This window comes from Saccharopolyspora shandongensis (assembly GCF_900106995.1).
Lineage (GTDB): Bacteria > Actinomycetota > Actinomycetes > Mycobacteriales > Pseudonocardiaceae > Saccharopolyspora > Saccharopolyspora shandongensis.
In genome coordinates this window covers 35387-59976 of the sequence record NZ_FNOK01000057.1, presented here as the reverse complement: position 1 = coordinate 59976, position 24590 = coordinate 35387, and the positions used below count along the sequence as shown (strand labels likewise).

The window sequence follows — 24590 nt, the reverse complement described above, 5'->3', positions numbered from 1 at the left end:
CTACGTCGGTGGCCGACGCTGTCGCCCAGGCTTGTGGCGGTTACCGCCTTCGCAGGCTGAGCCCGCCACTCGCTGCTGGACGTTGGTCTTCTGGGGGCGCTCGGGCGTGCCACAAAATAGGCAACGGCTTGGCCACGGGGTTTTCGCGTTGGAATAGGGAACGAGCGGTTGCCATCCGCCGATGTGCATGGTCGCGACGGCGCGGTCCTGCGGGCTGCGGTAGCGAGTGGCGAGGCGGGCCTTCTCGCAGTTCGAGCATCCTGCGTTGCCAGTGAACACGGCCGCCGGTGTGCGCAGAGCCGCGTGCCCGCACACCAGGCAGCGGCATCGTACTCGATATGTGTTGTTCTGGTAATCCTGCAGCGGCTCCAGTAACCGGGCGCGGAACCGGATGCGGCTGAGCTCCTGGCTCAGCCGCATCTTTGCTGCGCTGCGGGTGCGTCCGCAGGGCAGACAGCCGCCCTCTCCGCTGCTGAGATTGGCCAGCCGCACCTTACTCTGCGCTCCACAGCCCAGGCAGCGACCAGGCCACGGCTGATGAGCCGAGGTCGGCAGGATCTGGGCCAGCGGCTCAACGAGGCCGGCTCGGGCCAGCGCGTGAGCACGGAAAGTTGGGGTGCGACGAGAGATTCCGCGGCATCGCGAGCATGTCCGCTCTTCACGTAGATGAGACAGGCGCCGTGGTGCGGCTTTTCCACAACACAGGCATCTCATCCGCCAGGGCTTACCGCTGCCCCCTGGATACTCCTCCAGAGGTACTGCTCCGGCCCGCAGGGCCTCCAGCCACGCCTCGCGCTGGGAGGCCAGCCGACGATTGGCGGGTGCCGGGGCGGGCAGCAGAGCGGATCCGGTGACCTGCGCGGCGAACCTCTCGACCAGGCGCCAGACGGCTTGAGCCGAACACCGGCGAAGATCGAAGGTCTCGGTCCAACCACCTTGAGGTACCTGCTGGGGTCCGAGGAATGCGGGAACGCCCCAACCGACCCGCAGTTCCGCCTCGACGAGGTCTTCGACCAGCCTGGCCTGGGCTCCGTAGTCGAATTCCAGGCGCTCGTATAGTTGCCAGCCCGCGCGTTCGTGCTGGCCTACACGGTCGATGCCGTTGTCGAGACCGCCGATGCCGTATTTTCCTGCGTGATCGACCGTCCGGGTGACCACGTAAACCTCGGCACGAGAAGCGGAATCGAAGCCGTAGCGGGAGCACCGCGCGCAGATCCCCACCCCTTGATGCAAATGCGACAGCGTCTTCGGGGCGGCGTGGCCGCACATCAGGCACCGCATCCGCCAAGCGCCCATCGTGCTCCCAGACCAGGGTTCTAGCGGTTGCTGACCTCGCAACAGCGCGCGGGCGAGGGCGACGTCGACGGGTAGCTCCCTGCGGCGGATTGCGCCAATAGCGGCCAAGCAGTAGTCACAACCACCCGAGAAGGGGCGATTACCAGAAAATCTGAGCCGCTTGGAGACCAGCCGTCCGCATCCCAGACATCGTCGTGGCCAGTCGCCTCGCGCGCGGTAGTCGGCCAAGGGCTCGGTTAATCGAGCGCGGGCTCGCGCGTCGGCGAGGCGGTTGGGCACCGAGCTGCGGCGGCTCGTGGCTTCATGCGCACACCGACCGCAGTTGCCGATGCGCTTGCCCTTGACCGTATGGGCACCGGGGTGCCCGGCGATCAGGCAGCGCGAGAGCCATGCAACGGCGGTCAGCCCCGGATCGGGTGCGGTCGGGACCTGGCCTGCGGCGAGCATGCGTGCCAGCCGCGTGCCTGGCGGCAGCCGCCGGTGTTCCCCCCGTCGCAGCCTCGCACAGGGCTTGCATCCACCCCGCCCGTAGCGGTGCTTGGTCTTCCCACCGCAGGTCAAGCACCGTCCCGGCCAGCCCTGCTGGGTATTGGTGAACGCGGCGCGGGGCTCAACAGCACGCCAACGGGCGTCAGCCCAGGCGCGCCCGACAGGCACCGCTGGACGCGGGCTCACCCCTGCGAGCCCTCCAAACGGCCGGTCGCCTCGAGCATCCACGCGACGACAGGACCCGAGTCCCCGCCGCCGTCCGGTCCCTGCTTCCAGGATTCGAAAGCCGCACAGGCCTGCTCGTCACGGTCGGCGAGGGTATGCACAAGCGCAGCCAGGGTGAGGTTCTGCTCGGCATCTCCACCGCGATATCCGGCCATACCCGCCAGCTGCTGCCAAAGCTGGTCATCGGAGACCTCGGTCAGCTCGGCCATGATGCGGTTCCAGGCATCCTCGGGCGGCTCGTCACCGTGCTTGCCCATCCCAGCTCCTTCGCGAACGTCGATGATGATCGACTGCACGATAGCGCCGTGACCCGACACCATCGGCCCAAAGCCGAGCGACAACTGGGTCCCTGAGCACCTTCAGACGGCCGCTGAAAGCCGGGTTCCCTAGTAGCCCACCGGGCATTTCAGAAACTGGATCCCATTCCGGACACCCCGCGAGGAGGTAACGGCAACACGTACAGACTTGACACGGAAGGTCACTTCCGCACCGACGTGTCCTACCTGCCCGACCTCGAGGCCTACCTCGCCGACCTTCTGCGCAACCGGGAACGACTCGCGGCCACGCTCGAGGCCGACGACTGGGCCAAAGCCGAGGCCATGCCCTCCGACGACGAGATCCGCCGAGTCCGCAGACTCATCGCCCGGATCAAGAACGGCATAGACGAGCTCGACGACACCCAGCGAGCCGAGTTCGACCAAGCCGTCGCAGTGCTCCGCCGCGGACGGCAGGGCGGCGTGCTGCTCGGCATGCCGCGCATCCAGCCACCACTTCCCGACCCACGACCGGAGCGGTCCGCATGACCCGCACCGACCCAATGCAACCAGAGTTAACCGGTCGTTCTTCTATCGCCACCGTGACCTGCTGGAACGCATCCACACCGCCGCAGCCACCCCACCCCCGGCCGACGGGCAGGCCAGTGTCACCCGAGCGTCTCTGCAAGCCGACCTCGCCAACGCACTGGAACGCAACAGGCGCCTGACCGCTCGAGTCCGGCAGCTCGAACGACGTCTCTCCGAGCTGCTCGGAGAACACGCCTGGCACGACTCCGGCCTCGGTGCACCCGTCGACATCGACCACCTCCAACAGCAGATCACTACGCTCGAACAGCATGTCCTCGAGCTGCAAGGACAACTCGAGGAACGCACCGACGAACTCGACGCCGCACGGGCTGCCAACCATGAGCTCACCCGGGCCCTCAACCAGCCTCAACGGTGACTTGCGACCCTCCTACGGCCCGCTGCCCGGTGATGGAATGCGCTCGGAAGTGACGCCCCGGGGAGGTGGCGCGATGGCCAGTGCAGTCTGGACGGGCGTTCTGACCTGCGGTCTCGTATCCTTGCCCGTGCAGTTGTTCGCTGCGACCGAGGACCACGCGATCCGTTTCCACCAGCTTCAGCGCGGAACGTCTGACAGAGTCCGTAACAAGCGAGTCAATGAGCGGACCGGCGAAGAAGTCCCCTACAACGAGATCGTTAAAGGCTACCCGACCGGGGACGGCTTCGTCGTCGTTGAGCCTGACGAACTGGCGGACATCGCCCCGGGGCGATCCCGGGCGCTGGAGGTCATCGGCTTCGTCGACCTCGACCAGGTCGACCCGGTCTACTACCGCAGCAGCTATTACCTCGCGCCGGACGGAGCCGAGTACGGCAAGGTCTACGCCCTGCTCAGGGAGGCACTTGCCCGCACTGGCCGAGCTGGCCTGGGCACCTTCGTGATGCGGGGCCGGGAATACCTCACCACCGTGAGACCGTCTGCGGACGTCCTCGTCGCTGACGTGCTGCGCTGGGCGACCGAGGTGCGCGACCCGCACCGCGAGCTCGGCGGAAGCCTGCCCCGGCACGCCGAGACCACCGGGGCGGAAATAGACACCGCGGTGCAGTTGATCGAAGCGATGGCCATCGACTGGGCGCTGCAGAGCTACCAGGACACATACCAGCAGCGGGTCAGGGCCCTCGTCGAAGCCAAGCGCGCCGGCGGCACCATCGAACCCGCCGTGCCACCTCCACGGAGCACCGCCATGGTCGACCTCATGGACGCCCTGCAAGCCAGTGTCGAGCACGCCAAAACCACCACGGCGCGAGGTGGGCGCGATGCCCCCAACTGACCCCTACGCGCAACGCCGCGCCTGGCTTCAGACCCTCCGCGACGAAGCAGCCCTGGCACTCGCGACCGAAACCGACCCTGCTCGCACCAAGCAACTTCGCAGACGTCTTGAGGAGCTCGAAGGCGTGCTGGACCGCCTGAACACTCACCTGCGCGAACCAACGCCAAGCGATCCGCAACCGACTGCGCTCCTGATCCACGATGTAGCAGACGGCCCAGACACAGGCCCGGTCCCGGTGGACAGGTCGGCACGCCACTGGACCGGTACCGCGTTGGCGCGCCCGCACGGCCGGGGTTCCTCCGGGCCCTGGACTACGGCGCGCCGGCGATCTGGGTGATCGTGAAGTGAACGAACTCGGCGGGGCGGACCGGAGCGACGCCGATGTCGCAGACGACCTTGCCGGTATCGATCGTGTCGGGCGTGTTGTTGGTGTCGTCGCAGATGACTGCCCCGGGTTGGCCGGCAGGGCGGGGTGGCCGCCGAGCGAAGCACTGCCGCCGCGAGCTCGTGGACGCGATCCTGTATGTGGTCGACAACGGCATCAAATGGCGTGCCCTGCCGACGGATTTCCCGCCGTGGTCCACTGTGTACAACTACTTCGTCGCCTGGGAGGACGCAGGCGTCAGCCAGGACCTGCTCGACGCCCTGCGAGACCGAGCTCGGCTGAACGAAGGCCGCCGGGCCGCGCCGAGCGCGGGCATCATCGACTCGGCCTCGGTCAAAGCCGCCGAAACCGTCGGAGCGGACAGCCGCGGGTTCGACGCGGGCAAGAAGATCAACGGCCGCAAGCGCCATATCGCCGTCGACACCGTCGGACTGCTGGTTTGCGTGCTGGTCACTGGCGCCGACGTCCGGGACCGCACCGCCGCCCGCCACCTGCTCGCGAGGCTGAAGTATCACTGCCCGAGCGTGCGGCACCTATGGGCCGACTCCGGCTACACCGGCACGTTGATCGACTGGGCGAGAACCCTGTTCGGCATCAGCATCGAGATCGTCGCCAAACTCGCAGGCCAGGTCGGATTCGTCGTCCTGCACCGACGATGGGTCGTCGAACGCAGTCTGGCCTGGATCAACCAACGCCGACGCTGCGTCCGCGACTACGAACGCCTTCCCGAACACCACGAGGCCATGGTCCGCTGGGCCATGATCCACACCACCAGCAAACGCCTCACCTGAGTTCAGGAACAGGCTCTAACACCGCTGGGAGACCTCAGCAACACCACCGAACACCCCCACCTCATTTACCCCACAACACGCCTGAAAACACCGCGCGACCAGCCATCAGCACGCCCCACCGCGACCCCTTGACCAGCGGAAAAAACCCACCACCACCAGCGCCGGCAACGCCGTCACACAACCCCGCTCCCACTCGAGAGCAACCAACCCAGCCGCAACCAGCGAACCCAATCTGACCTGCGATAACAGAAAACTCGTGATCCACAAACCACAAAAAGACGGATCGCACCCGGTCAACTTGAGCCCGCCGGGACGCGACCCCCTCCCACCCCGCACAACATCGCGACTCCCAAAATCCTCCCAAAAACCAGATCACCAACCACAATGGACGATCAACAAAAGATCCACATCACAACACAAAAAGGCCCGCTGACCTGCACTTACGTGCCGATCAGCGGGCTCTCTCCACGGTCGGGCTGACAGGATTTGAACCTGCGACCCCTTGACCCCCAGTCAAGTGCGCTACCAAGCTGCGCTACAGCCCGTTCTTCAATTTTTTGCCCCTCTTGGGGCGTGTCGTTAGCTTACCGCACCTCCGGATGGGCGATCATCGGGGCCCTCCGGTTGCCATTTTCCCTGGTCATGGCTTTGCCAGGCCGTCACCGCCGCCGTGAGCGACGTCGTCCAGGCCGCCAGGATTCGGGCTCCCTCCTCCCCCGTCGCCCCTGCCGGGTCGCCCAGGACACCGTTGGTCGTGGCCGCGCGGAGCCCTCCGGTGCGGAGCGTGTCGATCAGGTTCGGCAGTGGCGTGGTGTTGCCCCGCTCCGCTCTGGCCAGGTGCACCGCTTGCGGGCGCACCGCCAGCATCACCGAGGTCTCGGTTCGGCCCGCGTGGGTGTCGTCCGGCCGTCCCGTCGGCGCCCACGCCAGCACGTGGCGGCCTTCCGCTCGGAGCTTCCCCACCGCTCTGCGGACCGGTTCGGCATTGCCGCCGTGGGCCGACACCAGCACCACTCCCGCGAACGCGTCCGCCGAGCGGACCAGTTCCACCAGCAGGTGCTCGACCGCTTCCTGGCCGATCGACAGCGTGCCCGGGAAGCCCGCGTGCTCGCCGCTGGAGCCGTAGGTCACCGCCGGTGCCACCACGACCTCGATCTGCTCCGCCAGGCGGGCGCAGAGTGCCTCCGCGATCTCGGTGTCGACGGTGAACGGCAGGTGCGGGCCGTGTTGTTCCGTCGCGCCGACCGGGACCGCGAGGATGCTCCGACCGGCGATCGAGGCGATCTCTGGCCAGGTCAGGTCCGCCAGGGCCGTCATCGCGACACCTGGACGCTGCTGCGGCCGCCGCGATCAGTCAGGAACGGCATCAGCGACGCGGGGCTGCGGGAGCGCAGGGCGCCGCGCGCGACACCGCAGCCGTACGCCACGTCGTCGGCCGTGCGCGCCAGGCACCAGCGGATCGGGTCGAGCGAGGGCTTCTTGCGCGCCCAGTCCAGCAGGTTCCTGAGCAGCACCAGCGCCAGCACCGCTCGGCCGCGGCGGCTGAGCAGCAGCAGCGGGACCGCCACCGGCGCCCAGGCTCGCCCGATCGCGTCGGCGAAGATGCGGCCCGCGCCGAGATTTCCCTGTGCTGCCAGGCTAATCGCTTCGCGGGCCGGGATGCCCAGCTTGCCGAGCTTGCGGGTCAGCAGGGCCGCCGCCGCGCCTATCACGGCCAGTCCGGCTCCCGACCTGCCCACGAGGATCAACGCCCACGCCACCGCGCTCCACAGCGATGCCCGCACCGGGGCGACCGCGTCGCCGTGCCGCTGCGCCAGGGGGCCTGCCGAGGTTCCGTAGTCGAATCGCTGTCGCAGCAGGGCCGTCCACCGCGGGCGCGGCGCGTGTTCGACGACGGCTGCCGGTTCGTAGCGGACCAGGTGTTCCCGGGCGGTCAGGCGCCAGATCAGGTCGACGTCCTCGCCGAAGCGCATCGTCTCGTCGAAGCCGTCGAGCTCGCGCAGCGCCGACGTGCGGACCACCAGGGCCGCCGTGGGGACGTAGCTGATCCTGCTGCCGGGTTGCACCAGGCTCGGTTGGTCGCCGAGGTCGAGTGGCGACTGGGTGCTCTCGTAGCGGGCCAGCGCCGTTTTTCCCGGTGTGCTGCGGATTCTCGGCGCCACGGCCACGACCGCCGGGTCTTCGAAGTGGCGGAGCAGCGGTGCGAGCCAGCCCGGTTCAGGGATCGTGTCGGCGTCCAGGAACGCCACGAGCGGCGTTCGGGCCAGCCGCCATCCGGCGTTGCGGGCCGCCGCCGGGCCCCGGGCGGTTTCGTGGCGGATCGCGGCTCCCGGGATCGGCTGCCGGGAGCCGTCGTCGACGACGATGGCGGGCGCGTCGAGCGCCGCGAGCAGTCCGGACACGTCGCCGTCGCGCACCGGGATCACCACGGTCACGTCGCTCGGCCCGTGCTGGGCCTGGTCGTAGCTCGGGTGCATCATTCCCGCCCGGACGAGCCGCTGCGCCAGGGCCGCTCCGGCGGTCACCGGCTCGCCCGCGATCCAGCCGTCGACCATGGCCGCGCCGGCCGCGGTCAGCCGCAGCACGCGGAACGGCGATCCGCCCGCGAGCGTTCGTCCGCCGTCCCAGCGGCGCAGGCCGGGGTCGGGCGCGAGCCTGGCCGTCATGCCGTGAATCCTCCGTCGGCGTGCACGACGGTTCCCGTGACAGCCGAGGCACCTTCGCCGCACAGCCAGCACACCGCAGCCGCCACCTCGTCCGGCTCCAGCAGGCGTTCGACCAGCTGGTGCCGGCTGAACTCCTCCACGTCCGCCAGGTCGTAGTAGGCCGCGGTGGCGGTGAGCATGTCCGTGCGGGTCGATCCCGGCGAGACCGCCGTCGCCGTCACCCCGGTGCCGCGGAGGTCGGTGGCGAGGCCACGGATCAGGCCGACCACCGCGTGCTTGGCCGCGTTGTAGCCGGCGAGGTGGTAGAGACCTCGGTGCGCCGCCGACGAGGCCAGGGCGACGAACCGGCCGGATCGGGGTTCGGGTCGTTGCAGCAGCAGCGGGACCGCGGCGCGGGCCAGATTCGCCACGCCGCGGACGCCGACGTCGAACAGGGCGTCCCACTCGTCGTTCGAGGTCTCCCACAGCGGCCGTCCGCCCGCCATGACGGCGGCCGCCGCCACCGCCGCGTCCAGGCCGCCGAACTCGGCTTCCGCCACCGCGACGGCTCGCCGCACCGCGGCCTCGTCGCGGACGTCGGCCACGACGTCGCGCACGGACTCCGGCCACTCCTCCGCCAGCGCCCGGAGCTGTTCCCGGGTTCCCAGCGGGTATCCGGTCCCGGGGATGTCCGCGCAGATGTCGACGGCGACCACGCGCCAGCCGTCCGCGGCGAGCCGCCGCACGACCGCTGCGCCGATTCCGCGTGCCGCGCCCGTGACCACCGCGACCCTGCTCATGGCGTCTCCCCCGTGAGGTATCCGTGGCGCTTCAGGTAGCCCAGCAGTTCGTCGGCCGCTTCGGCGGCAGGCAGCGGGCCGATGACGGTCGGTGGCGTGCGGTCTTGCAGCGCGCCCGTCAGTTCGAGCATCCGGTCGTGCGCCGTCGTTCCCGCCGGGGCGGTCAGTTCTCGCGCTCGTGGGCGGAGCGGGCGGGCCGAGACCACGCGTCGCGGCCGCTGCGGCTCGGCCGCGATCGTGCGGATCGTCGCCTTCTGGGCTGCCAGCACGGCAGGCAGGCTCGCTCGGCGGAGGCGCACACCGGCGGCTTCGACCGAGACGACCGCGGGCGTGGGCAGCCGCAAGACCTCGCGGCTTCCTCCGTCGAGCCTGCGGTGCGCCAGCAGTGATTCGCCTTCGGATTCGAGCTTCACGACGCCAAGTGCCTGCGCGGCACCGAGCCGGGCTGCGAGGAACGCGGGCGTTGTTCCGGTGCCGCCGTCGTCCGATCTGTCGCCGCACAGCACGAGATCCGGTTCCGCGACCGCCGTTGCGATCGCCTTGGCCGTGTCTGCTCCATTGTGGACGAGGTGGCCGGGCTTCAGCTGGTCGTCCCGCGCCACGCGGATCGCCTCGTGCGCGCCCGCCGCCAGCGCTGCGCGCAGGCCCTCCTCGGCCGCTGGGGGCCCGACTGTCACCGCCAGGACGCGGCCGTCGAGTTCCTCGGCGAGCCGGAGGCCGTGTTCCAGCGCCGCGTGTTCGGCGGCGTTGCCGCCCCGGTCTCCGGCGTCGAGCTCCCCGGTGAGCGGATCCACCCGGACCCGCCGCCAGGACCAGCTCAGCGCCACGACGATCTGCGGTCCCATGTCAGCCCTTCCGGAAGACGACGCCGTGCCCGCCGTCCGGGTAGGTCCAGGTGATGGCGCCGGCGGAGTTGCAGATCTGGTAGCAGGTGCCGCATTCGAAGCACTGCTCGTAGTTGAACAGGATGCCGCCGTCGCCGGTGGGCACGAACAGCTTCGCCGGGCAGGCGGGCACGCACGCCTTGGTGGTGCACGACCGGCAGATCTCGGTGTCCACGGTGATGTGCGGGCGCTCGCCGACCTGGAAGTCGACGGTGCTCATCCGGTCCTCGAAGGACACTTCCGGGTACTGGTGCATAGTCACTCCTCAGGTCTGCTTTGAAGCGGAGGCAGCCGCTTGCGGTGAGGGACTCAGCTTGCACCGCCGCGGGTTCTCAGGGGACGCGTCACGAGGACCGCCCCGGCGCCGCGTATTGGACTCGGGATCCCGGAGTGAGGCGGCCCCTGAGGTTCCGCTATCCGCACCGCTACGCAAATCACTTTCGAAACATCCGTCAGCCGAAGACGCGGAGGCCGGCCCAGGCGTCCGCGGCGAGTTGCCGCAGCCGGACGCCGTGCCGGGCAGCCGTGCGCCGGAACAGCTTGCCGAGGCCGGGTTTCGGTTCCGGGTTGCGGACGGTGAAGACCTCCTGCGCGAAGTCGCAGAGCAGCCTCGGGTACTGCCGCTGGACCCGGTCGGAGAGGACCAGGTGCGGCGCGCCCTGCAGGTTCTTGTGGTCGGTCAGCACGAAGTTGCCCTCCAGTCGCTCGCGGTAGCCCGCGAGCCGGGTGGGATCGCCCGCCGCGATGGCTTCGGCGGCGGTGCGGCCCGCGGCCAGGCCGGAGCCGATGGCGAAGTTGACGCCCTCCAGCCAGATCCCGGCCGCCAGGCACATCGCGGCCGCGTCGCCCGCGACCAGCAGGCCGTCGGCGTGCAGCGGCGGCATGCTGCGATAGCCGCCTTCCGGGATCAGGTGCGCGGAGTACTCCTTGAGCTCCGCGCCCCGCAGGTAGGGCGCGATCGCCGGGTGCGCTTTGAGGTCCGCGAGGACTTCCTCGGGGCGCCGCCCGGCGGAGGCCAGGCCGGTCAGCGACAGCACCACGCCGATGCTGACGGTGTCGCGGTTGGTGTAGAGGAAGCCGCCGCCGGGGATGTCGCCGGTGCAGCCGAGGATCTCGAAGTCCGCGCCTTCGTCGCCGCTGAGCCCGAAGCGCTCCTCGATCGCCCTGCGCGGCAGGGAAAGGGTTTCCTTCACCCCGAGGGTCTGGTGCTCGGGGTCCGTCCGCGGCAGCAGGCCCGCCTGCTTCGCGAGGAACGAGTTGACGCCGTCGCAGGCGATGACGAGTTGTGCCCGGATGTCGCCGTCTGGCCGGTCCGTGCGGACGCCGATCACGCGCCCGGTGGCGTCGCGCAGCAGCTCGGTCGCGACCGTGGAGGTCACCAGCTGCGCACCGGCTGCCACCGCCTTGCCCGCGAGCCACGCGTCGAAGTCCGCGCGGTAGGTGGTCATGCCGTTGTACGGCGCGCTCCCCCAGTCCTCGGTGCGGAAGTCGACGGTGAGGGCTTGGGTCGGGGTCATCATCATGGTGCTGCGGCGGGTCACCCAGCGCTGCACCGGCACCTCTTCCCACCAGCGGGGCAGGACTTCGTCGAGCACCCGGCCGTAGACGACGCCGCCGTAGACGTTCTTCGCGCCCGGGAACGGCCCGCGCTCCAGCAGGATCACGCTGCGCCCGGCCCGCGCCAGCTCCAGCGCCGCGGACGCGCCGGCCGGGCCCGCCCCGACCACCACGGCGTCCACTTCGGAGTGTTCAGGCATCGGCGGCTCCGTTCAGTCGGCGCGCCAGTTCGCGCAGGACGTCGGGCGCGTCGGCGACGATGCCCAGGTCGGCCAGCGCGGTCATCGGACAGGACGGGTCGGTGTTCACGCTGATCACGTGCGCCGGGCGGCCCAGGCCGCCGACGTGCTGCGTCGCGCCGGAGACGCCGAAGGCGACGTAGAGGTCGGGGTCGACGACGACGCCCGTGGTGCCGATCTGGCGGTCGTGCCCCGCCCAGCCGGCGTCGGTGATCACCCGGGTGGCGCCGGCGGAGGCGTCGAGGGCGGTGGCCACGCCGGTCAGGGTCCGCATTACCGCCGCGCCGTCTTCGCCGGGGCGCACCAGCCCGGCCCCGCCGCCGAGGATCCGCTTGGCTTCGGCGAGTTCGACCGTTTCGGGTTCCGGTTCCAGGACCTCGACGACCTCGGCGTCGAGCACCTCGGGCAGGATGACGGTCAGTTCGACCGGGTCCGGGGCGGGCACCGGTTGCGGCGTGCCGCGCACGCCCGGGATCAGGGTGACCACGGCCGGTTCGTCGAGTGCGACCCGGACCTCCAGCGAATCGTCCAATCTGGACAGATCGGCGTGCTCCGGCGTGCACCGGGTGGCGCCGGCGAGCAGGGGCCTTTCGCTCTGGAAGGCCAGGCGAGCGGCGATGTCGCGCCCGTCCGGCGAGGCCGGTAGCACCACGATGGGGACCTCGGCGATCAGCGGCGCCAGCACCGCGGCAAGCGCGCCGGGCGCGATCACCGGGACTTCCGCCGCCCAGATGCGCCGGGCCGCGGTGAAGGCGCGAGCCGCTTCCCGCGTGCCGGTGCCCACGACGAGGACCGCTCCGCCGCATTCCGCCGCGGCTTCGTCGGCGCCGCCGGGCAGCGCGCCGCCGCGGGCGATGACGACGGCGAGCATCTCCGGACGTCCGTTCACAGGCCCACCGCCACTCGATGTCCTTCGACGACCGCGGCGTGCGCGCGGCGCGGCGCGATGCAGTCGCCGACCCGGTGCACCGCGAACGGGGAATCCTTGAGCTCGTGCCACAACGCGTCTTCCGGGGCCTGGTGCGTCGCGCACACGACCCAGTCGAAGCGGGCTTCGGTCATTTCCCCGGTGGTGTGCTTGAGGATCTGCAGCGCGACTCCGTCCGGTTCGGCCGCCGCCGACATCACGACCTCGTCGGTGGCCTGCTCGATGCCCTTCGCGTGCGCGCGGACGTTGAAGGTCTCCATGTCCAGCGTCACGCCGAGATCCTGGCAGACCACCATGCCCGGCGTGGAGATCCGCACCCGGCAGCCCCGGTCGGCCAGCAGCTCGGCGACCGAGGACGCCTGGTGGAAGCCGAGCTCGTCGACGACCAGCACGTCGCCTTCCGGTGCCGCGCGGCCCTCCAGCACGTCGCGGACGTCGACGACCCGGTCGACGCCGCCGGCCCAGTGCACCGGCTGCGGGCGGGCTCCGGTCGCGAGCACGACCACGTCCGGGTGCTCGTCGCGCAGCATCTCCGCCGTCGCCGCGACGCCCGTCTTGACGTCGACGCCGTGGCGTTCGCATTCGGCGCGCAGATTCCGGACCACGTCGAGGAATTCCGCGCGGCTGGGCACCGTGGCGGCGACCGCGACCTGCCCACCGGTCCCCTGCTGCCGCTCGAACAGGGTCACGTGGTGGCCGCGTTCCGCCGCGGTCGACGCCGCCTGCAGGCCCGCCGGGCCGCCGCCGACGACCAGCACCCGCTTGCGGGCCCGGGGCATCGGCAGCGCCACCGCCTCGCGGCCGGTCCGCGGGTTCTCGATGCAGCCCAGCCAGCGGTTCAGGCCCATCCGGCCGACGCATTCCTGGTTGCAGGACAGGCAGGTCCGGATGTCGCCGCCGTGCCCGGAGCGGGCCTTGGCCGCGAAGTCCGGGTCGGCGATCTGACCGCGCACGACGCCGACGAGGTCGCAGTGGCCCTCCTCCAGCGCCCGTTCGGCCTGCAGCGGGTCCTTGATCCGCCCGACACCGACCACCGGCAGGCGCACGGCCCGGCGGATCGCGTTGGAGATGAACAGCGCGTAGCCCGGCGGGATCGCCATCGACGCCTCGATCATGTAGAGCGTCGAGGTCGCCACGCCGATGGAGGTGTTGATGTAGTCGACCTTGCCGGTGGCCTCCACCATCCGCGCGACCTCGACCGCCTCGTCGATGGTGGTGCCGCCCTCGATCAACTCGTCCCCGCACAGCCGCACGCCCAGCGCCCGCTCGGGGCCGAGCGCCTCGCGCACCGCGTCGATGATCTCCAGCAGGATGCGGGCCCGCCCGGCCAGCGATCCGCCGTAGGAGTCGGTGCGCTTGTTCGTGGCGGGGGAAAGGAAACCGCGCACGATGGACGAGTGCGAGCACTGCAGCTCGACGCCGTCGAACCCGCCTTCGGCGCAGTGCCCGGCGACGGTGCCGTAGCCGGCGACGACCTCGGCGATCTCGCGGGTGTCGATCGCCTTGGGCACTTCCCGGAACATCGGGTCCGGCACCGCGGACGGCGCCCACACCGGCAGGCGGGAGTACATCGACGACGCCTGCCCGCCGTTGTGGTTGAGCTGGGCGAAGATCGGCACGCCGTGGGCGTGGACCGCCTCGGTGATCCGCCGGTACCCGGGCACGACCGACCGGTGGAAGCCGTGGATCAGCTTCTCGTACGGCCAGTCCGTGGGGTGCGTCGAATGTTCCTCGGTGATCACCAGGCCCGCACCGCCGGCGGCCCGGGCGGCGTAGTAGGCGGCGTGCTGCTCGCTGGGCAGGCCGTCCTCGGCGTAGTTCGTCAGGTGCGCGGAGAACACGATGCGGTTGCGCACGGTCACCGGGCCGATCCGCAGCGGGGAGAACAGGTAGCGGGTCATCGCACGCCTCCCCCGACCAGCGCGGTGATCTCGTGCGCCGCGCGGCGGCCTTCGAGGATCGCCTCGTGGATCGTCCTGGGCGCCACGCAGTCGCCCGCCCGCGGCCACCCGGCCAGATCGGGGCTGGACAGCCTGTGTCCACAGTGGATGACCGAGGCGCAGGGCATGGTTCGGCGCTGGGCGGTGAAGGTGTCCTCCAGGACCACGTGATCGGGGTGCACCTCCCGCAGCAGCGAACGCTTCTCCAGCCGCACCCCGGCGCGCTGTAGCCGGCCGTTGGCATCCGCCAGGTCGCCGGTGAGGGCCAGCTGCGTGCCCACGACCTGGTCCTGCGTGACGATCACCGCGTCTCGCCCCTGCCCGGCGAGCAGCTCGGCGACTCCGACGCCGACGGCGTCCCCGACCGGGTCGGACACCACCACCGGACCGTCCGGCACGGCGTGGTGTTCGAGCAGGTCGACGACGTCGATGACCAGGCCGCCGCGGATCTCGTACGCGCGCGGCCCCGGCACCGAGCCGATCGCCACCAGCACGTCCCGCCTGGTGCCGATCAGGTCCGCCTCGGTGACCTCGGTGCCGAGCGTGACGCGCACGCCGAGCCGCCGCACCTCGGCTTCCAGCCAGTCGACGATCCGGCGCAGCCGACCGCGCCCGCCGACCTCGGCGGCCCACAGCGCGGTGCCGCCGAGCCGGTCGTCCTTCTCGACGATCTCGACCTCGTACCCGCCCTCGGCCAGCACCCGCGCGGCTTCCAGCCCGGCCGGGCCACCGCCGACGACCAGCACCTCGCGCCGCGCCGCGGGCGCGGGCTCGGGGGCGCCGCTCTCGTGCCCGCTGAACGGCTCGCCGATGCAGGAGACGATCGGGTTCCGGTTGTCCCGGACGCGGCACTTCTGGTTGCACAGCACGCACGGCCGGATCCGCTCCGGATGTCCGGCCCGGACCAGCCCGACCAGTCGCGGGTCGGCGATCTGGGCGCGCGTCATCTCGACGAGGTCCGCGACGCCGTCGTCCAGCGCCTGCTGCGCCTGCTCCGGCTCGACGACGCTGCCCTGCAGCACCACCAGCGGCTGCGCGGGACATGCGCTCACGACGTCGCGGATCTGCTTGCAGAGGTCGGTGTTGAAGCCGGGCTCGGTGTGCAGGTCGGGCCGCGTCGCCGAGGTCCCCATCGCGGAGCCGCGCACCACCACGAGGTAATCGATCCGGCCAGCCACCGCTTCGACGACCCCGCCGGCCTGCTCCGGCGTGATCCCCGCCCAGGGCGCCAGTTCGTCGCAGGACAGCCGCAGCCCCACCACGCGATCGCCGACCGCGCGCCGTACCGCGGCCAGAACATCGCGCAGCAGCAGCGTTTTATCTTCGCCGTAGGCATCCGCGCGCTGGTTGGTGAGCCCCGACAGGAACTGGCGCAGCAGCGAGTGCTGACCGGCTTCGATCTCCACGCCGTGCATCCCGGCCCGCACGGCCGATTCCGCCGCCGCGGCGAAACCCTCGACGAGCTCGTCGATTTCGCCCTGCTCCAGTTCCATCGGCAGCTCGCGGCTGGCCACGTCCGGCACCCGGGACGGCGCCCACAGCGCGTTCTGCGAGAACGCCGAGGATCCCTGCGAGCCGGCATGCCCGAGCCCGGCGAGCACCACCGCGCCGTGCGGTCGGCAGGCGTCGGCCACGGCCGCCCAGCCCCCGCCGCACTCCGCGGCGAGCGGAGCGCGCTCGTAGGGCCAGTCGGAGGCGTGCACGCTGGCCGTCTCGGTGACGATCACGCCCGCGCCGCCGGCCGCCCGCGCGGCGTAGTAAGCCACGTGCCGGTCGGAAATGCCGCGACCACGGCCCAGATTCGTCTCGTGCGGCCCGAACAGGACCCGCGACGGCGCGGTCGCCGCGCCCAGCCGGACGCCGTCGGTCAGCTTCACAACTGGCTCGCCAAGGGGCTGGAGTCGCACGGCTTGGCGGGCATCGAAGGCATGCCCAGCCGGACCTTCCGCGAGGAGCGGGAGTGGTCCTGCGACGCCTTCGGCAGCCCGGAACGGTCCACAACGGACAGTGCGGTCTGCCCGTGGCCCTTCACGCACTCCGGGTCGGGGCCGTCCAGCGGCAGGCCGGTGAAGAACTTCGCCGCCATGCAGCCGCCCTGGCAGGCGTCGAACGCCGAGCACGACCGGCACGCGCCGCCGGACTGCGGCTGCCGCAGCTCGGTGAACAGCTCCGATTCCCGCCACACCCGGTCGAATCCGCCGGTCTCGCGGACGTTGCCCGCCTTGAACGCGTCGTGGATCGCGAACGGGCACGCGTAGACGTCGCCCACCGGGTCGATCAGGCACACGACGCGGCCCGCGCCGCACAGGTTCAGCCCCGGCAGGGGCGTGGAGCCCAGCGCATTCAGGTGGAAGAAGGAGTCGCCGGTGAGCACCTGCTCGCCGTGCTCGATCAGCCACGAGTAGATCTCGTGCTGCTGCGCATCGGTCGGGTGCAGCTCGTCCCACACGTCCGCGCCGCGCCCCGACGGGCGCAGCCGCGTGATCCGCAGCTGGGCGCCGAAGCGGTCCGCGATCGCCTTGAAGTCGTCCAGCTGCGACACGTTCTGCCGGGTCATCACGACCGAGATCTTGAAATCCCGCATCCCGGCGGCGGACAGGTTCTCCAGCGCGCGCATCGCCATGTCGAACGAGCCCGGGCCGCGCACGGCGTCGTTCACCTCGCGCGTCGCGCCGTCCAGGGAGATCTGCACGTCCACGTAGTCGGTGGCCGCCAGCTGCTCGGCGCGCTCGCGGTCGATGCGCAGGCCGTTGGTGGAGAACTTGACGCCCACCTGGTGCTCGACGGCGTAGTCCAGCAGCTCCCAGAAGTCCGGGCGCACGGTCGGCTCGCCGCCCCCGACGTTGACGTAGAACACCTGCATCCGCTGCAACTCGTCGATCACGGCCTTCATCTCGGCCGTGCTCAGCTCGCGCGGATCGCGCCGCCCGGACGACGAGAGGCAGTGCTCGCAGGCCAGGTTGCAGGCGTAGGTCCACTCCCAGGTCAGGCAGATCGGGGCGGCCAGCCCGCCCTTGAACTGCTCCACCAGCGAGGGGACGGGCGCCGGTTCGACAGCAGTCACCTTCGACTCCACTCGTTCGGGCAGCACCGGCGCTTTCGCGCGAAACCGGCGCCTTCGGTGCGGGGCCGCGACGTTTTCGCGCGAAACCGCCGCAAGCTCAGCGGGGGCGGATCATGTCGGTGGCGGCCAGCGAGGCCAGCGCCCGCCGGAACGACGCTCGGCGCGCCTCCGGGACGGCCAGCAGCGCGTCCTCGACGGTGGCGTGGTCGCCGAGGCCTCGCACGAGGTCCACCAGCTCGGGAACTTTCAGGAACGACAGCTTGCGGTTGCCGAAGTGGTACGCGAGCGCCCCGAACGGCTCGGGGCGCAACGCGACCTGCGGATTCAACCGGTAGCCCTGGCTCGTGTCGAACTCCGCGGCGGTGGTCATCAGTAGACCCCGCACATCCCGTCGATCGAGACCTCTTCGACCAGCAGTTCCTCTTCGATCGCCGGCTCGGCGGCGGCAGTGCCCAAATCGTGCTGTTCGTCAGCCATGCGATGCTCCTCGTCGAGCGGGCCGACCGAAGTCGGCCACCGGCCACTTCCGGCAACCGTATTTGCACCGAGTGCATTTTGGAAGACCTGGAGACGCATCCGTTGGGGCAGAACACGATCGGCTCAATCCCGCGACCCGGCGGTCGACGGCGGGTGACCACCGCCGCCGAGCTGGAGCAGGTCGCGTTCGAGCTCTTCGACGAGCAGGGGTTCGAGCAGACCACCATCACCGACATCGCGCGCGCGGCCGGCATCGCGCGCCGGACGTTCTTCCACTACTTCCCGTCGAAGAACGACATCCCGTGGGGCGACTTCGACGGCGAGCTCGACCGGATGCGCGCGGATCTCCGCACCGCGCCGCCGGAAAGCCCGCTGATGGACGCGATCCGGCACTGCCTCGTCGAGTTCAACCGGGTCGCCCCGGAGCAGGTTCCGGCGCACCGCCGCCGGATGCGGCTCATCCTCGGGGTGCCCGCGCTGCAGGCCCACTCGACGCTGCGCTTCCAGGCCTGGCGGCAGGTGGTGGCGGAGTTCGTCGGCGACCGCCTCGGCGAACCCGCGGACGGCCTCGCGCCGCAGGCCATCGCCCACGCGACGCTCGGCGTCGCCGTCGCGGCCTACGAAAAATGGCTGGACAGCGAGGATTCCGACCTCAGCGAACTGCTCGACGCCGCGATGCGCGAGCTGGCGGCCGGATTCGGTGCGGCGGCCCGGCCGGACGCCACGCGGTGACGCCCGGCCGCAGCGATCAGTGGTCGGCGTCGCCGTAGATGACCACGCCGCGCAGGTTCTTGCCGTCGCGCATGTCCTGGTACGCGGCGTTGATGTCCTCCAGCCGGTAGGTGTTGGTGACCAGCTCGTCGAGCTTCAACGTGCCGTGCCGGTAGAGCTCCAGCAGCCGCGGGATCTGGGTGCGCGGGCTGACGCCGCCGAAGATCGCGCCCTGCACGCGCTTCTGCAGCAGCGTCAGCTCGAAAAGGCTGACCTTGGCATCGGTCTGCTGGTAGTGGCCCATGCCGACGACCACGACCTGGCCGCCCTTGGCCGTCATGCTCAGCGCCGGCTGCAGGTCGTCGCCCCCGACCTCGCCCTTGGTCAGGATGACGGTGTTGGCGTTCTGCCCCCAGGTCAGCTCGCCGACCGCGGCCGCCGCGTCGGCCATCGACTCGAACGCGTGCGTGGCGCCGAGTTCCAGCGCCTTCTCCCGCTTGAACGCCACCGGGTCGACCGCGATCACGTAGCGCGCCCCGGCAGCCGCCGCGCCCTGCACCGAGTTGATGCCGACGCCGCCGACGCCCACGACCACCACGGTGTCGCCGGCGCGGGTGTTGCCGACCTCGGTCGCAGAGCCCCAGCCGGTGGACACGCCGCAGCCCAGCAACGCGGCCTTGTCCAGCGGGACGTCGTCTTCGATCTTGATCACCGACGCCTGGTTGACGGTCACGTACGGGGCGAAGGTCCCGAGCAGGCACATCGGCACCATCGGCTTGCCACGCAACGACAACCGGTGCGTGCCATCGGAAATCGCCTTGCCCGTCAGCAGGCTCCCGCCCGCGTCGCAGAGGTTCTGCATCCCGCGCGCGCACGCCCGGCACGCCCCGCAGCCGGGGATGAACGCGAGCACGACGTGGTCGCCTTCCGCAATGCCGGTGACGTCGGGCCCGACCTTCGTGACCACCCCGGCGCCCTCATGGCCGCCCACCACCGGGTAGAACGCGACCGGGCTCGCGCCGGTGCGCAAGTGCTCGTCGGAGTGGCACAGCCCCGAGGCCGCCAGCCGCACCTGCACCTCGCCGGCCACCGGGTCACCCAGGTCGATCTCCTCGATTTCCCAGTCCTCGCCGGGGCCGTGCAGCACTGCAGCCTTGGTCTTCATGTCCCACTCCTCGTCGAATGGCCGTCAAGGTCACATCTGGCCACCCGAGCATGGAAAATCCGGGGAACGCCGTCAAGAGGCGATCACCGGAGCGGAACTCACTTGTGCGGAAAGGGGATTCCTACCGCGGGTGGTCGCGGACGACGAGCACCGGGCAGGGCGAATGGTGGATCAGCTTGTGGCTCGTCGAGCCCAGGTGGGCGCCCGCGACGCCGCCCCGGCCGCGGGCGCCGACCACGACGAGCTGGGCCTCCGCGGCATGGGCGAGCAGTTCCCCGGTGGGCGATCCGTGGCTGACGAACCGCCGCACCTCGACGTCGGGGAACCGCTCGCCCCAGCCCGCCACGGCCTCGGCGACGAACCGTTGCTCGTTCTCGCTGACCTCCTCCTCGGGCAGCCGCGCCCGCAGCCACCTGAGGTCGATCCCGACCACCTCCCAGGCGTGCACGACGTGCACCGGCACCGCCCGGGACGCCGCCAACGCGAAGGCATGCGCCAGCACCTGCTCCGAGGACCGGGCATCGTCCACCCCGGCCACCACCGGGCCGGTCACCGGGAAGGTCAGCGGCTCGCCGGTGTCCGGCACGACGGCCACCGAGCAACGCGCGTGCGCGGCGGCCTTCACCGCGACCGCCCCGGCCAGCAGACCGGTGAACCCGCCGAAGCCGCGATCCCCGACCACCAGGAGCCCGGCCTGCTCGGACTCCGCGATGAGCACCTTCTCCGCCGTGCCCGGCACGGCCGCGGCGTCGATGGGCACCTCGGGTTCCTGCTCCCGCGCGGCGTCCGTGCTCGCCGCGAGCCAGCGGGCGACCTCGTCGCGGAGGCGGTGCTCCCTCAACCGGTACCCTTCCGCCGGTCCTGACTGCGCGGCCGCGTCCGCGTAGACGATCCGCAGGCCGACCCGCCGGCGCACCGCCTCCCGCGCCGCCCAGCGCGCGGCGTTGCGCGCGACCGCCGAGCCGTCCACGCCCACGACCACAGGTCCGCCGTCCATCTCAGCCTCCCGGTGCCTGTCGCGTCACGACACCAGGGTGGTCCAGGAGCCCTCGGGGCGCGCGCTCAGCGGGTCGGCACGCGTCCGGCGACGAACAGCTCGGTGTTGCGGTCGCCGGGCTCGCCGAGCTGCGCGAGGTCGGTGTGCGGGTCGTTGAACGACAGCTCCCGGTACAGCGAGGCGAGGCCCGCCGGCGAGCGGTCGTCGTAGTCGACCTGGTACGGGCTGTCGGCCTCGATCAGCGTGGTGAACAGCGACAGCGTGCCATCGCCGTTGTCGACCAGCTCGATGACGCGCGCGAGCTGCGGGAAGTCCACATGGGACGCCGTGTTGATCTCCCAGAACCCGCACGCCGGATCGTCGGCGTGGTGCGGCGTGATCGCGTTGCGGTGGGTATGCCCGTTGACCCAGGCCAGCACGTTGGGGAAGCGCTTGAGCAGCCGCACCACCGCGCTGCCGCTCTTGCGGATCTCGCCGGGCCTGCGGAAGTCCGGCAGCAGCGCCGTCATCGACTCGCTGGTGTGGTGGCTGAACAGCACGAACAGCTCGTCGGACGCGGACTGCCGCTGCTTGCGCCCGAAGGCGTCGTAGTACTCCGAGCTGCCGCGCGTGAGCACATCTTCCAGCCACTGGTACTGGGCGAGCCCGAGGGAGCCTTCCGCGAAGCCTGCGGTGTTCGTGCTGTCCAGGCTGATGCCGGTGACGCCGGGCGCGATCTGGAAGGTGTAGTACGGCTCGGTGTGGTCGGCGTCGAAGCCGTGGCCGACCGGCCCCGGCCCGGTGTTGGCCGGGTCCAGGTGGGCCTGGACGAACTCCTCGGTCTTGAACGGCCGGCGGCGCTCGTCAGGCGTGACGGTGCGGATGATGCCGCTGCGGGTTTCCACCGCCAGCGCCGACCGCTGCCGGTCGCCGCGCAGGAGGGCCGCGACCTCGCGGGTCTCGCGCTCGTCCCGGCCGATGATCTTGCACGAGCCGGTGTACCAGTTGTGCAGGCCCGGGATCAGCTCGTCCGGCACCGTCCCGACGACGGTGTTGTCGTGGTTGCCGAAGACCGCGTACCACGGGATGCGCAGCCCGGGGCTGTCGAACGGCCGGAGCGCGTCCGCGAAGAACCCGTCCAGCACCGGGAAACCGCGCTCGCGGAACCGGTCCGCGACGCCGCCTTCGGGGTGCCAGTACAGCGGGTCGCCGGAGTCCTGCACGCCTTCGTAGTTGTCGGGGTCGCCGGTGTTCTGCGCCAGCCGCCCGCCGTTGAGCACCCCGAAGTACCAGTCGAGCTCGGCCTGCTCGTGGTTGTCGGTGCTGTCGCCGGTGGTGATCATGAAGTCCAGCGGCCGGCCGGTGACCGGCCCGCCCGGCAGGGCGTTGACCCGCTGCACCAGGTGCGCCGCGGCCAGGGCGCCGAGCGTCTCCTGCGGGCGCCACGCCCCACCCGTCAGCGGGTGCACGTACTCGAACCGCGCCGGGCTCTGCGCGTCCACCAGGTGCATGTCGGTGAACTGGACGAAGGAGGCGATCGGCACCCGGCGATCGTCCCGGCCCGCGCGGCCCTCGACCAGGTCGGTGCGCACCACCTGCGACCAGCCCGGACCGGCCACCAGGCGCCGGTAGCCGCTGCCCGGCGCGGCGACGGCCGTGCGCTGCAAGGTCGTCCCTGCGGAGTTGACCACCCTCGGGTTGGCGCCCCTGGCGAGCGCCGGGCCGGCGCCGAGCAAGCCGCTGCCGAGGACGGTTCCGGTGATGCCCGCGGCCCGGAGGAAACCGCGCCTGCTCATCCCTGCCATGTCTAGTTCCCAGTCCTTGCGTCCCTGATCAACCAACTGATCAGAAAATCTTTCATGTTTGATGGACGCAGGACACCCCCGAGCAGGTGACGATCAGGAGAACGAAGACCGACGAACCGACCGCCCGGGCACCGGACGCGAGTCCACAGTGGCCGACCGCTGATCAGTGGGAACCGCGAGCGCGCGGGCTGCGTCGCACCGGCAAGCGACCGCCGAGGACGACCGGCGAAGGCCGCACCCGGAGGAACGCCGATGCTCTTCGCCGCGCTCACCCTGCTCGCCGCCATCGGGGTCGCGGCGCTCGGCTTCCGCGATCAACGCGCGCTGCGGTGGTGCCGTGGAGCACGAGGGCCAGGTGACCGTGGAGCGCTACACCATCAGCGCCGACGACGCCGCGGTGTGCATGACGGTCGCCGCCACCACGTCGGCGAAGCGGGCCGGCTGTCGACGTACTCGTACACCCTCGCGGCCACCGTCGCCGACGGATCCTGCTGAGGGTCAGACCAGCGGGCGGCCCGTCCTGATCCGACGGCGCAGGTCCCAGAGGACGAGGTTGAACGGGAACCGGCGCACCACCGGCGGCACCCGCCGCACGATCGCCGCCAGCGCCGACATCAACGCGTCGAACCGGCGCTGGTCCCGGCCGTTCCACGGCAGCCGCATCTCCTCCCGGAACCGCTCCGGCAGGAACCCGGTCGTCACGAACCTGTTGAAGCGGCCGAAGAGCAGCGCCACCGGGCGCGGCAGCCAGGCCAGCATCGTCACGTCGTAGAGGTAGGCGCGCACGGTGTCGTCGATCGAGATGCGGTCCAGCGACTCGGCCCAGTACTCCTCGAACGCGGCCCGGTCCGGCGGCCACGCCTCCGCCCGCACCTGCAGGGTCGTGCCCAGCACCGCGCCCTCGCGGTAGAAGGCCTCGACGGTCGCCGCGTCGGGCTCGCCGAAGAAGATCCGGTAGTTGTCCTCGAAGCCCTTGTACAGGCAGGCGGCGACCCACAGCTGCAGGTCCGGATCGAAGGCGTTGTAGGCGACCGGGCTGGCATCCGTCGAGCGCACCTGCGCGTGCGCGCGGTTCACCCCGCGCCGGAACAGCTCCTTCTCCTGATCGGTGCCCATCGCCGCGACCACCAGGTAGGCCAGGGTCGTGCGGGTCCGCTTCACCGGGTGCCGGAACAGCTGGCCGGATTCGACCCTGCTCTCCACCACGCCGTACCCCACCCCGGGGCGGGCCAGCTGCATGATCACGTTCGCGTTGCCGGCCAGCAGGCCGACACCGAGCACCGCGTCCTCGATCCGCCTGACCTTCGTCGCCGAAACCGCCACCGCCGCCGCCCTCCGCACCGAGGCCCATTTCTGAACACGCCCGTTCCCAGATAGGGAACAGCGATCTCGGAGATCTGTCAAGATGGGCGGATGAGCACGTCTCCACTGCGGGTCTACGGCGGAGTGCAGGGCGATGACCGCCAGGCCGAGCGCCGGGCGCAGTTCATCGAGGCCGGACTGGACCTGCTCGGCGCGCCGGGCGACAGCCCGACCCTGACGGTGCGCGGGGCGTGCCAGCGGGCAGGCCTGGCGACGCGCTACTTCTACGAGAGCTTCGCCGACCGCGACGCGCTGGCGGCGGCGGTGTACGACCACGTCGTCGACGACCTCGCCACGACGACGCTCGACGCGGTCACGGCGGCGGCGCCGGGCGAACGGGCCAAGGTCCGGACGGGACTGGAGAACATCGTCCGCACGATCGCCCACGACCCGAGGCGCGGCCGGCTGCTGTTCTCGATCTCGCTCTCCAGTCCCCTGCTGGCGCAGCGCCGCCTGGACTCATCGAGGCTGTTCGCAGCGCTGCTGGGCGGCCAGGCCAAGGACTTCTACGGCATCACCGGAACCCCGCACCTCGAACTCACGACGCACTTCATCGTGGGCGGCCTGGCCCAGGCGCTGACGGCGTGGCTCGACGGCACCCTGGACGTCGACGAACCCCGCCTCATCGACCACTGCACCGAGATCTTCCTGGCCATAGCAGCAGGATTCGCCACCTGACCGGGAATTCCCGAGCACCCGAGGTCGAGCCGCGATTTCCATTGAGGCCGAAGGTTCGATTTCAAC

At 70.9% G+C, this 24590-nt stretch carries 24 protein-coding genes and 1 tRNA gene; 6 read left to right on the top strand and 19 right to left on the bottom strand.

Features of this window, described 5'->3' with window-relative positions:
• Nucleotides 1-1743 carry a hypothetical protein gene (locus BLW84_RS46790; RefSeq protein ID WP_177226911.1) on the bottom strand — a complete coding sequence of 581 codons (1743 nt, stop codon included), beginning with the start codon at nt 1741-1743 and terminating at the stop codon, nt 1-3.
• A 224-nt stretch (nt 1744-1967) separates the two neighbouring features.
• Nucleotides 1968-2306, bottom strand: a complete 339-nt coding sequence (locus tag BLW84_RS37715; RefSeq protein ID WP_177226910.1) for a hypothetical protein — start codon at nt 2304-2306, stop codon at nt 1968-1970.
• A 198-nt stretch (nt 2307-2504) separates the two neighbouring features.
• On the opposite strand from BLW84_RS37715, the gene BLW84_RS37710 reads away from it, so the two are divergent.
• The 3 genes from BLW84_RS37710 (at nt 2505) to BLW84_RS37690 (ending at nt 5293) form a co-directional block, all read left to right on the top strand.
• Entirely contained in the window at nt 2505-2813 is a 309-nt protein-coding gene (locus tag BLW84_RS37710; RefSeq protein ID WP_218157625.1) for a hypothetical protein, read from the top strand.
• 488 nt (nt 2814-3301) lie between these two features.
• Nucleotides 3302-4117, top strand: a complete 816-nt coding sequence (gene ku, locus BLW84_RS37700; RefSeq protein ID WP_093275799.1) for a non-homologous end joining protein Ku — start codon at nt 3302-3304, stop codon at nt 4115-4117.
• 381 nt (nt 4118-4498) lie between these two features.
• Nucleotides 4499-5293, top strand: coding sequence for an IS5 family transposase (locus BLW84_RS37690; RefSeq protein WP_218157624.1), 795 nt, complete (start codon nt 4499-4501; stop codon nt 5291-5293).
• Between the two features lie 471 nt (nt 5294-5764).
• Here BLW84_RS37690 and BLW84_RS37685 read toward each other — a convergent pair.
• The 13 genes from BLW84_RS37685 to mftA all read right to left on the bottom strand — a co-directional run bounded on the left by BLW84_RS37685 (nt 5765) and on the right by mftA (nt 17827).
• Nucleotides 5765-5838: transfer RNA gene (locus BLW84_RS37685), tRNA-Pro, on the bottom strand.
• A 34-nt stretch (nt 5839-5872) separates the two neighbouring features.
• A complete protein-coding gene (gene mftE / locus BLW84_RS37680) occupies nt 5873-6610 on the bottom strand; it encodes a mycofactocin biosynthesis peptidyl-dipeptidase MftE (RefSeq protein ID WP_093275795.1) in 738 nt (245 codons plus the stop codon).
• The gene (mftF, locus tag BLW84_RS37675) at nt 6607-7959 is read right to left on the bottom strand and encodes a mycofactocin biosynthesis glycosyltransferase MftF (RefSeq protein WP_093275793.1); all 1353 of its coding nucleotides are present in this window, start codon (nt 7957-7959) and stop codon (nt 6607-6609) included. Before mftF ends, mftE begins: the two co-directional genes overlap by 4 nt.
• Nucleotides 7956-8738, bottom strand: a complete 783-nt coding sequence (locus BLW84_RS37670) for a mycofactocin-coupled SDR family oxidoreductase (protein WP_093275791.1) — start codon at nt 8736-8738, stop codon at nt 7956-7958. The genes mftF and BLW84_RS37670 overlap by 4 nt, the downstream gene beginning before the upstream one ends.
• Complete coding sequence (locus BLW84_RS37665; protein WP_093275789.1) at nt 8735-9583, bottom strand: mycofactocin-associated electron transfer flavoprotein beta subunit; 849 nt, start codon at nt 9581-9583, stop codon at nt 8735-8737. The genes BLW84_RS37670 and BLW84_RS37665 overlap by 4 nt, the downstream gene beginning before the upstream one ends.
• 1 nt (nt 9584) lies before the next feature.
• On the bottom strand, nt 9585-9878 hold the full coding sequence (locus BLW84_RS37660) for a ferredoxin family protein (RefSeq protein WP_177226909.1): 294 nt from the start codon (nt 9876-9878) through the stop codon (nt 9585-9587).
• A 196-nt stretch (nt 9879-10074) separates the two neighbouring features.
• Nucleotides 10075-11379 carry an FAD-dependent oxidoreductase gene (locus tag BLW84_RS37655; RefSeq protein WP_093275785.1) on the bottom strand — a complete coding sequence of 435 codons (1305 nt, stop codon included), beginning with the start codon at nt 11377-11379 and terminating at the stop codon, nt 10075-10077.
• Entirely contained in the window at nt 11372-12307 is a 936-nt protein-coding gene (locus BLW84_RS37650; protein WP_093275782.1) for a mycofactocin-associated electron transfer flavoprotein alpha subunit, read from the bottom strand. The genes BLW84_RS37655 and BLW84_RS37650 overlap by 8 nt, the downstream gene beginning before the upstream one ends.
• A complete protein-coding gene (locus BLW84_RS37645; protein ID WP_093275780.1) occupies nt 12304-14247 on the bottom strand; it encodes a mycofactocin system FadH/OYE family oxidoreductase 2 in 1944 nt (647 codons plus the stop codon). The genes BLW84_RS37650 and BLW84_RS37645 overlap by 4 nt, the downstream gene beginning before the upstream one ends.
• On the bottom strand, nt 14244-16163 hold the full coding sequence (locus tag BLW84_RS37640) for a mycofactocin system FadH/OYE family oxidoreductase 1 (RefSeq protein ID WP_093275777.1): 1920 nt from the start codon (nt 16161-16163) through the stop codon (nt 14244-14246). Before BLW84_RS37640 ends, BLW84_RS37645 begins: the two co-directional genes overlap by 4 nt.
• Complete coding sequence (gene mftC / locus BLW84_RS37635) at nt 16160-17350, bottom strand: mycofactocin radical SAM maturase (protein WP_093275821.1); 1191 nt, start codon at nt 17348-17350, stop codon at nt 16160-16162. The genes BLW84_RS37640 and mftC overlap by 4 nt, the downstream gene beginning before the upstream one ends.
• A 97-nt stretch (nt 17351-17447) precedes the next feature.
• A complete protein-coding gene (gene mftB / locus BLW84_RS37630; RefSeq protein WP_093275776.1) occupies nt 17448-17720 on the bottom strand; it encodes a mycofactocin biosynthesis chaperone MftB in 273 nt (90 codons plus the stop codon).
• On the bottom strand, nt 17720-17827 hold the full coding sequence (gene mftA / locus BLW84_RS37625) for a mycofactocin precursor MftA (RefSeq protein ID WP_093275773.1): 108 nt from the start codon (nt 17825-17827) through the stop codon (nt 17720-17722). Before mftA ends, mftB begins: the two co-directional genes overlap by 1 nt.
• Before the next feature lie 153 nt (nt 17828-17980).
• Between mftA and mftR the strand changes: the two genes are divergently transcribed.
• Nucleotides 17981-18559 carry a mycofactocin system transcriptional regulator gene (mftR, locus tag BLW84_RS37620; RefSeq protein WP_093275771.1) on the top strand — a complete coding sequence of 193 codons (579 nt, stop codon included), beginning with the start codon at nt 17981-17983 and terminating at the stop codon, nt 18557-18559.
• Between the two features lie 16 nt (nt 18560-18575).
• On the opposite strand, the gene BLW84_RS37615 is transcribed toward mftR, so the two are convergent.
• The 3 genes from BLW84_RS37615 to BLW84_RS37605 all read right to left on the bottom strand — a co-directional run bounded on the left by BLW84_RS37615 (nt 18576) and on the right by BLW84_RS37605 (nt 22484).
• Nucleotides 18576-19703, bottom strand: a complete 1128-nt coding sequence (locus BLW84_RS37615) for an NDMA-dependent alcohol dehydrogenase (protein WP_093275769.1) — start codon at nt 19701-19703, stop codon at nt 18576-18578.
• A 121-nt stretch (nt 19704-19824) separates the two neighbouring features.
• Nucleotides 19825-20700, bottom strand: a complete 876-nt coding sequence (locus BLW84_RS37610) for a universal stress protein (RefSeq protein ID WP_093275768.1) — start codon at nt 20698-20700, stop codon at nt 19825-19827.
• Nucleotides 20701-20765: 65 nt separating this feature from the next.
• Entirely contained in the window at nt 20766-22484 is a 1719-nt protein-coding gene (locus BLW84_RS37605) for a TIGR03767 family metallophosphoesterase (RefSeq protein WP_093275766.1), read from the bottom strand.
• 252 nt (nt 22485-22736) lie between these two features.
• On the opposite strand from BLW84_RS37605, the gene BLW84_RS46780 reads away from it, so the two are divergent.
• Nucleotides 22737-22979 (top strand): hypothetical protein, encoded by a 243-nt coding sequence (locus BLW84_RS46780; RefSeq protein WP_143061240.1) that lies wholly within the window; start codon nt 22737-22739, stop codon nt 22977-22979.
• Nucleotides 22980-22982: 3 nt separating this feature from the next.
• Here the strand turns inward: BLW84_RS46780 and BLW84_RS37600 are convergent, their stop codons facing one another.
• Nucleotides 22983-23807, bottom strand: a complete 825-nt coding sequence (locus BLW84_RS37600) for an oxygenase MpaB family protein (RefSeq protein WP_245761661.1) — start codon at nt 23805-23807, stop codon at nt 22983-22985.
• Nucleotides 23808-23897: 90 nt separating this feature from the next.
• Between BLW84_RS37600 and BLW84_RS37595 the strand changes: the two genes are divergently transcribed.
• Nucleotides 23898-24524, top strand: a complete 627-nt coding sequence (locus BLW84_RS37595) for a TetR/AcrR family transcriptional regulator (RefSeq protein ID WP_093275764.1) — start codon at nt 23898-23900, stop codon at nt 24522-24524.
• Nucleotides 24525-24590: the final 66 nt, after the last annotated feature.